The sequence below is a fragment of the Mucilaginibacter sp. P4_E8 genome, from assembly GCF_056401495.1.
The window spans coordinates 1-9329 of sequence record NZ_JBFUJG010000170.1 but is presented as its reverse complement, the minus strand read 5'-3'; the positions used below and the strand labels follow the sequence as shown (position 1 = coordinate 9329).

At 39.1% G+C, this 9329-nt stretch carries 9 protein-coding genes and 1 tRNA gene; 5 read left to right on the top strand and 5 right to left on the bottom strand.

What is annotated here, in order from left to right:
* The 3 genes from AC1DRQ_RS27490 to AC1DRQ_RS27480 form a co-directional block, all read left to right on the top strand.
* On the top strand, positions 1 to 2684 hold a 2684-nt coding region (locus AC1DRQ_RS27490; protein ID WP_477428700.1), incomplete at its 5' end, for a SusC/RagA family TonB-linked outer membrane protein.
* 17 nt (positions 2685 to 2701) lie between these two features.
* On the top strand, positions 2702 to 4579 hold the full coding sequence (locus AC1DRQ_RS27485; RefSeq protein WP_477428698.1) for a RagB/SusD family nutrient uptake outer membrane protein: 1878 nt from the start codon (positions 2702 to 2704) through the stop codon (positions 4577 to 4579).
* A gap of 372 nt (positions 4580 to 4951) precedes the next feature.
* Positions 4952 to 5185, top strand: a complete 234-nt coding sequence (locus AC1DRQ_RS27480) for a hypothetical protein (RefSeq protein WP_477428696.1) — start codon at positions 4952 to 4954, stop codon at positions 5183 to 5185.
* Positions 5186 to 5292: 107 nt separating this feature from the next.
* Here the strand turns inward: AC1DRQ_RS27480 and AC1DRQ_RS27475 are convergent, their stop codons facing one another.
* The 4 genes from AC1DRQ_RS27475 to AC1DRQ_RS27460 all read right to left on the bottom strand — a co-directional run bounded on the left by AC1DRQ_RS27475 (position 5293) and on the right by AC1DRQ_RS27460 (position 8059).
* Positions 5293 to 6315: a hypothetical protein gene (locus tag AC1DRQ_RS27475; RefSeq protein WP_477428694.1), complete on the bottom strand. Its 1023-nt coding sequence runs from the start codon at positions 6313 to 6315 to the stop codon at positions 5293 to 5295.
* Positions 6316 to 6573: 258 nt separating this feature from the next.
* Entirely contained in the window at positions 6574 to 7008 is a 435-nt protein-coding gene (locus AC1DRQ_RS27470; RefSeq protein ID WP_477428692.1) for a VOC family protein, read from the bottom strand.
* A 57-nt stretch (positions 7009 to 7065) separates the two neighbouring features.
* Positions 7066 to 7590: a translin family protein gene (locus AC1DRQ_RS27465; RefSeq protein ID WP_477428690.1), complete on the bottom strand. Its 525-nt coding sequence runs from the start codon at positions 7588 to 7590 to the stop codon at positions 7066 to 7068.
* Between the two features lie 25 nt (positions 7591 to 7615).
* Positions 7616 to 8059: an SRPBCC family protein gene (locus AC1DRQ_RS27460; protein WP_477428688.1), complete on the bottom strand. Its 444-nt coding sequence runs from the start codon at positions 8057 to 8059 to the stop codon at positions 7616 to 7618.
* Between the two features lie 429 nt (positions 8060 to 8488).
* On the opposite strand from AC1DRQ_RS27460, the gene AC1DRQ_RS27455 reads away from it, so the two are divergent.
* A complete protein-coding gene (locus tag AC1DRQ_RS27455; protein ID WP_477428686.1) occupies positions 8489 to 8803 on the top strand; it encodes a hypothetical protein in 315 nt (104 codons plus the stop codon).
* A 14-nt stretch (positions 8804 to 8817) separates the two neighbouring features.
* Here AC1DRQ_RS27455 and AC1DRQ_RS27450 read toward each other — a convergent pair.
* Positions 8818 to 8892: transfer RNA gene (locus AC1DRQ_RS27450), tRNA-Val, on the bottom strand.
* Between the two features lie 228 nt (positions 8893 to 9120).
* Between AC1DRQ_RS27450 and AC1DRQ_RS27445 the strand changes: the two genes are divergently transcribed.
* The coding region (locus tag AC1DRQ_RS27445) for an Arm DNA-binding domain-containing protein (RefSeq protein ID WP_477428685.1) at positions 9121 to 9329 on the top strand (209 nt) is incomplete at its 3' end.

The window sequence follows — 9329 nt, the reverse complement described above, 5'->3', positions numbered from 1 at the left end:
CCGGTAATACATCGCCATTAATAGTATTGGATGGGGTTATTTATCCTGGCCAGCTTGCTGATATCAACCCTAATGACATAGCATCAATTGATGTACTGAAGGATGCAAGTGCGCTTGCCGTATATGGTTCAAGATCAGCAGCCGGTGTGGTTGCCATCACTACAAAAAAGGGCAAAAACGGCCCGCCGGTTATTACACTTAATTCCAATTTTGGTATAGCACAATTAGAAAAAGAGCAAAAAGTATATGGCCCTGAAGGGTTTTTAGACTGGCGTGCAGATGTAATGAGAAGCATCAACGTCAACAACCCTGGTTATCAATATACTGACCCCAGAAATTTACCTGCCGGTGTTACATTGCAGCAATGGATGGATTTAACAAAAGCCACCGGCGACCCGGTTGATCAATGGTTAAGCAGACTTGGTTTAGTAGCAAATGAAAGAGCTAATTACACAGCCGGCAAAACAGTTGATTGGTTTGATAAGGTTTTTCGTAATGGTTTCAGGCAGGATCATACGGTCAGCATGTCGGGCAAAAGGGAGGATGTTAGTTACTACATGTCATTAAACTATACCAATAATCAAAACCTTATTGCCGGGGGTAAATATAGTAATATACGCGCCCGCTTAAACCTGGAAGGACAGGCCACCAAGTTTTTAACCGTTGGTATTAATGCACAGTATGCAGTAAGAGATGAGAGCGGCCTTCCAACTATTAGTAATGTTACTGATAATACGGTTGACCGAACCCATACCACCGAAGCCGACTGGACCCAGATCACCAATAACTCTCCTTATGGCGATTTTTATAACCCTGATGGTTCATTAAGAAGGATACCAACCGACGATGCCGGGCTAAACGCCAGGAACCCCTTTTTAAATAATTATTACGATGAAAGTATGAATGTGCAAAATACACTGTTTGCAAATTTGTATGCCAGGGTAACATTGCCATTGAATATTACTTTTCAAACAAATTTTACACCCAGTTTTGACTCCTACCGTAATTTTTATCACAGTTCATCACATAACCCCAATGTAACTGTACCAGGCGGTCAGGCTCAAAGGTCAATGGAAAACCGGTATAACTACCAGGTAGATAACTTGCTCAAATGGAACCAGACCTTTAATAATATTCATAATATTGATGTTACCTTATTGGTTAATACAGAAAAATACCAATCATGGCTCACCAGGGAAACCAATGAAGGTTTTAGTCCTGATGACGACCTGAGTTTTCATAACCTTAGTGCAGGTAATAAACCAACAGCCAGCAGCGATGACCGTTACTCCACTGCCAACGCATACCTGGGTCGTATTGGCTACACCTTAATGCAGCGTTATTTGCTTACTGCTTCCATACGGCGGGATGGTTATTCGCTCTTCGGACAAAGGCATCCGAGCGACAACTTTCCATCAGTAGCAGCAGGCTGGATATTTACCGATGAGGAATTTATGAAATCAAATAAGTGGCTAAACTATGGAAAGCTACGTTTATCATACGGGGTTAACGGTAACCGTGATATAAGAGACGCTACAGGTACTGTTGACCCTAACAGGGCGCTGGCCGTAATCACGAATGAGAAATATCCAACGGTAACGCCGGGTGGTACAGCCACTGCAAATGCCGCCCTTTACATCAGCAGGATGGCAAGCCTTGAATTAAAGTGGGAACGAACCACTTCATTAAACGCTGGTATTGATTTCACGATCTTTAACAACCGCTTAAATGGTTCAATAGATGTTTATAATAAAAAAACAACCAACCTGCTTGTCCAAAGAGCATTGCCAGATGTGGCGGGCTTCTCAGATCCTAATAACGCCGGCAACAGGGGTGTTATATCAAATATAGGCGAAGTAAACAATAAGGGGTTTGAATTTAACCTTACCAGTAAAAACATAGCATCAAGTAATTTTATCTGGAGCAGTACGCTTAACTTTTTTTTAAACCGCRATACCATCAAACATTTATATGGTTTAGCTAATATTATTAACGCCGACGGAACCACAAGTCGTGTTGAAAACAGTGATAAGGCCAATGGCTGGTTTATAGGAAAAGATATTAACGCGGTATGGGATTATAAGATATTAGGGGTTTGGCAAACCAATGAAAAGGACCAGGCCGCCCTATACGGTGCTGTACCAGGCGATTTTAAGCTTCAAAAGCTGGTAAACAGCGGCCCTAACCAATATAAATACACTGATGATGATAAACAGTTTTTAGGTTCAAAGTCGCCAAGATTTACCTGGACCTTACGCAATGATTTCAATATCTATAAAAACTTTGATTTTTCCTTTTTGCTGCTTTCAAACTGGGGTCAGCTCAGGCAATATAACCAGGCTATAAATAATCAGGGTGGTGTAAGTATTTCAAGAACATCCTCATATATACAGCCATACTGGACACCGGCTAATCCTATAAATGATTATGCCCGCTTAAATTCAGGCTCAAGTGGTACCACTATCAATGTATGGCGAAAAGCTTCGTTTATACGGCTTAATACAGTTTCAATAGGCTATAACTTTCCTAAAACCTGGCTTACGCCTTTAAAAATACAAAGTGCAAAATTATATGCTAACGTAACCAATGCCTCGGTATATGCCCCCAGCTGGGATTATTGGGATCCTGAAAATGACGGACCAACTCCAAGGTATATATCAGTAGGCGTAAACGTAGTATTTTAAAAATTGAACTGATGATCATGAAAAAGATAAATAAAAAAATAGCAGCAATTGTTACTTTAACAGCATTGTTGATTACAGGGAGCTGTAAAAAGGACTTTTTAAAACCTAAGGATCTTTCTGACTTTACTCCGGATCTTACCTATAACTCTGTACCTGCCATGCAGGCAGCGCTTAATTATCTGAGTAAGAATTTAAGAGCAGAGTTTTTTGGCGACTCGGCACCGATGCTTACTGAGTCTATTTTTTCGGATGTTGCCGTTGAGGGCACTACAGATAAAACAACGCCAGCCCAGGATCTGAATGTGCGCATCACCCCTACCGCTAATTTGAACAGTGATGATTATAACRAAATTGGCTGGTATTGGCGACAATGGTACCAGGGAGTGCGCTATGCCAATACGATCATATCGCGTATTGATAATGTTAAATATACATCTGATGCACAGCGAAATTTGATTTTAGGCACCGCATATTTCCATAGGGCTTATTGCTATTACCGCCTGGTTCATGAGTTTGGTGATGTACCCTGTCCCATTAAAGAAGAAACAGTTCCTAATGTTGCTTATGCTACGGTAAAACGTGAGGTGATACTTCAGCAAATGAAAACTGATTTGGAGTTTGCTCAGCAATGGGTAACCGATGGCGGCAATAAAGGTGATGTTACCAAGGGAGCCGTTAACCACTTACTTACCAAAGTTGATTTGGCTTTGGGTAAGTTTGATGATGCCATTGCAGCTGCAAGTTCTGTAATAAACAGTGGCCCTTATCATTTAATGACTGGCCGTTTTGGAAGTACCGGCGCTGATGCAAGCAAGAATGTTATCTGGGACTTGCATCGCCCGGATAATAAAGCTATTGCTGCTAATACCGAGGCTTTATACCTGGTAATTGACAGAGATAACCTGGAAGGTAACACTGCCAATGGCTCACAACTCATGCGTAATTGTACGCCATTTTATTCTCAGGCTAATACGATACTTACGCCAGGTAAAAACAAAGCAGGAATAGTTGACGCGGTAACGGCCGAAATTCCGCTTACACTTTATTACGGCAGGGGAATAGGCAGGTACAGGGGAACACCATATAGCACACAATACATCTGGACAGACAATACCGATTTAAGACATGCTCCCGGAAACTGGATAAACATGACCGACCTGGTTTATAACAACCCGGCTTTAAAATCAGGTTCAAACGCAGATCCCGACTGGTATGGCAAGCACCTGGAACAATGGACAAAAGACAACGTAGCTACAAGATTTATAAATGGTCCCCGGGATACCATACGCTGCTGGTTTGGCTGGCCTCATTATAAGGTATTTATAAGTTCAACTAATTTAGCTACTGATAAGTATTGGAGTCCGCCACGTGGCACCAATACTGACTGGTATGTGTTCCGCTTAGCCGAAACATATCTGTTAAGAGCCGAAGCATATGTATGGAAAGGCGATCTGGTGAATGCAATGGCCGATTTGAATGTAGTTAGGGCACGGGCGCAGGCAGCCCCGTTAACCGACCCCAGTAAGGTTAATATAGGCACCGTACTTGACGAGCGGGCCAGGGAGCTTTATTGGGAAGAGCCCCGCAAAACCGAGCTCACCCGTATGGCCTATATTTTTGCCTTAACCGGTAAAGCATCATACAGCGGCAAAACATACAACCGGACTAATTTTTCTGAATCCAACTTCTTTTATGATCGCATTATTGAAAAGAATGATTTTTATAATAAAGGGGTAATTACCAATTCAGGAAACACCTTTACCATATCGCCATATCATGTTTTATGGCCTATACCCAATAGCGATATTCAGTTAAATATCAATGGGCATATCAATCAAAATAAGGGATACTCAGGCTCAGGAAGTAACGTTCCGGCATTGGATAAAATTCCATAGTTTACCTATAATGCGGATAAAGCCATTAGGGCTTTATCCGCATTATTTAAACCGGTAAGGTTTGCTTTCATTGTTTATTAAACTCAAATAATAAACATTTTAAAATGTTATCAACAGCACAATAAATTATTGATTAACATACAATTACAAAGCAGCATAACAGTTATTAACACTACCGTGTTAATAAACATCCCGGCTATAAGCTCATATGTACCTTTTCATATCAAGTAGGCCTCGTATGTGATTTTATATCAAATGTCTCTTCTAAACCGGTCCGGTTTCGCTTACAACTATCAGCATATATAAAATGCTATTAAAATAGTTTTCACAATTACCTTGTTTTGTTGTTAGTCAATAAATAAGTTATCAGTGATGAAGAATTTCGAAGTAGTAATAGGCCACGGCAAAGAATCTGAGGTGTTTGATGTAAGGGATAATAAGGACCATGGTAATGGTAAATGCCAGTTTGAGGTATTTCGTAATGAAGCTATAGTACTGAGCTTAGAACCGGAAGGTCCTTATCTACGCACATGCAGCAATCCCGGCAACCTGGCCGAGGAAACAATTTATCAGATCATCGCTAAAATAAAATTAAACCGACTATAGCTAAGCTGCGTAGTTTTATTAATCAGCAGGTTTTTTACCCAGAGCAAAATCTTCAGGCATTAAAAAAACCCTCAAAATTTAATTTGAAGGGCTTAAAAGTGTGGGAGTTACTGGGTTCGAACCAACTTCCTTAAATTTGATTTCTTGAATAGTTTAAAGAATGAATCTACCTTTAACTGACAATATATCATTAAGGGCGTTCTTACCACGCGAAAATCCTTTGATTCGGCGTGCGAAAATAATTTCTCCATGAGGTTTTCCTTATAGATATCAGCCTCAACGGGGGTAAAATATGGCTTCGAAATATTTTTTATTTCAAAAAGATTAATACAATCGCTGGCAGGTGTTTGCCTGTTAGGAGCGGCTAATCCAAGCCATGACTCATAATAATATCTAAAATCGGATATTTCAGGCGCAGTACAACTTGCTAAATATCTGCCTTTAGCATACCAGAAATTATACCAGATCCATCCGTGTTCTGATGAAAATAAACCAACTTTATTTATTCCTTCCTTGTTCAAAAGCTGGATGTTTTTCCTCCAATTTTCAAAGGTTTTTGTAAGCAACATTATTTCCTGAAGAGATCGTGAATGCAGGTTATGGGTCATCCCCTTACTATGAAAATATATGAAATTATTATCGGGATATTGTATTGCTAAGTCATATAAAAGTTTAATTGCAGGATACTCAAATTGATTGTTATACGAGGCGCTAATTATAGCGGCAGGTACTATGTTATTAATTAGCACTTTTATTTCTTCAAGGTAATTATTACTATCCGTAACATGAATATACAAATCGGCCTCTGATAATATACCATAGCTTTTCAATTGATATAATTGGCCTGAAACTATGGCGCGCCAGTTTGAATTTGGACTTGTGTATATATAATATATGATCTTTATTCTATTAATTTTGTTTGTCAGATCAAGTTTTATATTTTCAATATATTCGTCTTCTGCTATATTGAAAACTTGATCATTGACCGATATTTGCAGGTAGTTTCTTTTGTTATTGCCAACTTTACCAAACAGCGTATCAAAATTAGTATGTTTTGGAATTTCAATTATATTACCATTCAAATACCTCTTAACTTTGTCGGTAACATCGATAACATCGGAAGGTAACATATCAATATTAAACTTTCCATACAAGGCATTCATTTTTAAAGACGATAAGGTTTATAAACAAAATAATATAATTAGTTTCTTATATATAACAAGAAGCTAATGCAATCATAGTAATAACATATATATTATATTTTTATTATGACTGTTATTATTTAAATAAAATAATGCATCAGAAAGAGCCTATTAGCCGGGGAAATCAACAAAAAACCCCTCAGAATTTAATCTGAAGGGTTTAAAAGTGTCGAGGGTTATTTATTTTTACGCTTTCTTTTCTGTACCATAATTGACCATCCAGCATACCCCGTATTTATCTTTAAAGCTGCCAAAATAATCACCCCAGAACTGATCCTGCATGGGCATTTCCACCTCGCCACCCTCCGATAAACCTGCAAATAATCGGTCTGCTTCGCCTTTGCTTTCCGGGCTGATGCAGATGTAGTTGTTATTGCCTACTACCAATTTTTGCCCCATAGAAGGCATAGTGTCCGAAGCCATTAGCACATCGCCACCTGTTATTGGCAAGGCAACATGCATCACCCGGCCTTTTTCTGCTTCAGTAATATTTTCGCAGCCCGGCGCTTCACCCATTCTCATAACACCTCCTGCAAACTCACCACCGAAAACGGATTTGTAAAAAATGAACGCTTCTTCGGCATTGCCGTCAAAGTTCAGATACGAATTCAATTTTGCCATGATAATTATTTAAAAAAGTTATTTTATAATCAATTCACAATGCAGCAAACCTGCTGCTTAATAGCCTAAGCCATCATCCATCTCATATTTTACGGCTCCATAATCCAACACCTTACGCATCAGGCCTAGTTGCCCGAAAAGATAGCTTTCACGATCTATGCACATACCCAGCATGTTCAGCTTGTTCTCTTCTACATAAGAAACATTCATCCCGAATTCATGGGCCTCCACAAGTTCCGCCTCCTCCACGGATAGTAACTTTTGATATAACAGCGGTGATATCTTATGCCATTCCTTTTTTAGCTCATCAAGCGACGGATATTTGGCATTTATATCCAGCGCTTTTGCATCCTTAAACAGATCTTCGTTCGGATCTTTCCCTGGAATACCCAAAACGCCAGCCAGCCAATACCGGCAGTTAACCAGGTTCCCCGCCATCCAGGCTAAATGGTTGGTTTTATTTTCAATACGCGTTTGGGCATCCTGTTCCCGAACACCATACAGCATGTTGTTAAACATCTGGCTATGCATACGGTAAGCCGGGATAACGATTGTCAGTGATTTAGCTACGGGCTTTTCCATTGTGCTCCTTTTATAAAATTAAAGTTTACTGTTCTGAGAGTTCCTTTACTATTTCCAGGCCTTTGGTAAAGCCATTGTTCATCATCTCTTCCCATTCTTCTCCTGCTTGTACAGAAGCTTTAAGGGTGGTAATACCGTTGTTTTCGGAAAGGTGATATTCTTCTAAGGAGCCCGCCCAGCTCTTCACTTTTTCACTGGAGGTATCTTCTTTTCCATCTATTACTTCGCCCAGGTGCTCAAACACAATTTTATGTGGTTCGTTCTTAGCCTTTAGGGTACTCACCATGCCGTTGCCTTTAGTATCCAGAAAAAGTGTTTTCCCGCCTATTTTCCAATCACTTTGCATAGTAGAGCCGCCGTTAGGATTAAAGGGGCCTGTCCATTGGGAATATGTGGCTTCATTCCAAAGCGTATCCCAAACTTTTTGGGCCGGTGCTTTGATTTCTTTTGTGTACTGTAACGTTTTCATAAGCTTATTTTTAAGGGCTTTGTGTTTTATTACAACAAAATTATAGTATAATACAAGAGGCCGTGAGGCATAAAAAGACAATTTAAGGGGTAGATTGCGACATTATTCAATCGCGGCCGATGAGATACACCAAATATGCTTACCCAACCGCTTTATCACATATGAACAGTTTTTGGGCGTGGATGGTTTTTATTTATGCAGATTTCTTTAGCACATCAAAGTTTGGGTCGCGTGTTGTTAGCCACAAGTCTGAATTATTCCTCAAACCATATATGGAAAAGAGCTCTTATTTAGAKTTTACCTTATATCGAACCATTTCCTTGTTGATTTGCGGTTAATAGCGGATTTGAACCAATAAATTATTTGCTATATTTATTTGCAATGATTATTAAAATTATATTTATCTAAAATTATAAGGCAATTAATTTAATGATCACTCAGGAGCACATAGACAATTTTAGTAGTGAATTGACGAAGATTTTAAATTCCGAACTTCGACTTGGTAACGAAATTGTTGAAACCTCCAAAGGTTGGCCGAACGAAGAAACTATTATGGTTTTTCTAAAATCCCCATTTATTGGGTGTTACAAACTTAACGATATCGATTATCGGGACATCAATGATATCCACTATTGGAAAGCTGAGTATTTTGACAAGTCGACAAATCATGGGCTTGCCTGCAAATTTGATATGACTAAACCGACCAGAAGAAACCAACAAAAAACCCCTCAGAATTTAATCTGAAGGGTTTAAAAGTGTGGGAGTTACTGGGTTCGAACCAGTGACCCTCTGCTTGTAAGGCAGATGCTCTGAACCAGCTGAGCTAAACTCCCTTGCTTTTGGGTCTGCAAATATAGAAGTTCTAATCTATTCCTCAAAAAAATATTTTTATTTTATATTAAGCAACTGACAATTAGGTAATTGAATTTTTTAAATGTTTATTCCTCTCTTTTTTGGGCGCCTTACATGGCTATATTTTGACCTGGGCGTGGGTCTTCGGGTAGTATTTCCATCCTGGGGTAGTGAGAGTGTTTTATCAGAATTGAAGCCAAAACACAAGAATGTTTGCACACAGTTTGCACAAACAGAGTAACCATAACACAAAAAACATGGTTACGTACAAAGTATTATTAGATGAAAGACGAGCAAAGTCAGATGGAACCTATTCAATTATTATAAGAATTACTTGCGATAGGAAAGTAAGCACTATTAATTCTGGTGTTCATATTCAAAAAGAATATTGGGATAATAAAAGTCAGAGTATAAAAAG

Coding starts and splice junctions, on each gene's coding strand:
- AC1DRQ_RS27480 (WP_477428696.1), top strand. CDS start 4,952: ATGAAGAATTTCGAAGTAGTAATAGGCCACGGCAAAGAATCTGAGGTG.
- AC1DRQ_RS27475 (WP_477428694.1), bottom strand. CDS start 6,315: ATGTTACCTTCCGATGTTATCGATGTTACCGACAAAGTTAAGAGGTAT.
- AC1DRQ_RS27470 (WP_477428692.1), bottom strand. CDS start 7,008: ATGGCAAAATTGAATTCGTATCTGAACTTTGACGGCAATGCCGAAGAA.
- AC1DRQ_RS27465 (WP_477428690.1), bottom strand. CDS start 7,590: ATGGAAAAGCCCGTAGCTAAATCACTGACAATCGTTATCCCGGCTTAC.
- AC1DRQ_RS27460 (WP_477428688.1), bottom strand. CDS start 8,059: ATGAAAACGTTACAGTACACAAAAGAAATCAAAGCACCGGCCCAAAAA.
- AC1DRQ_RS27455 (WP_477428686.1), top strand. CDS start 8,489: ATGATCACTCAGGAGCACATAGACAATTTTAGTAGTGAATTGACGAAG.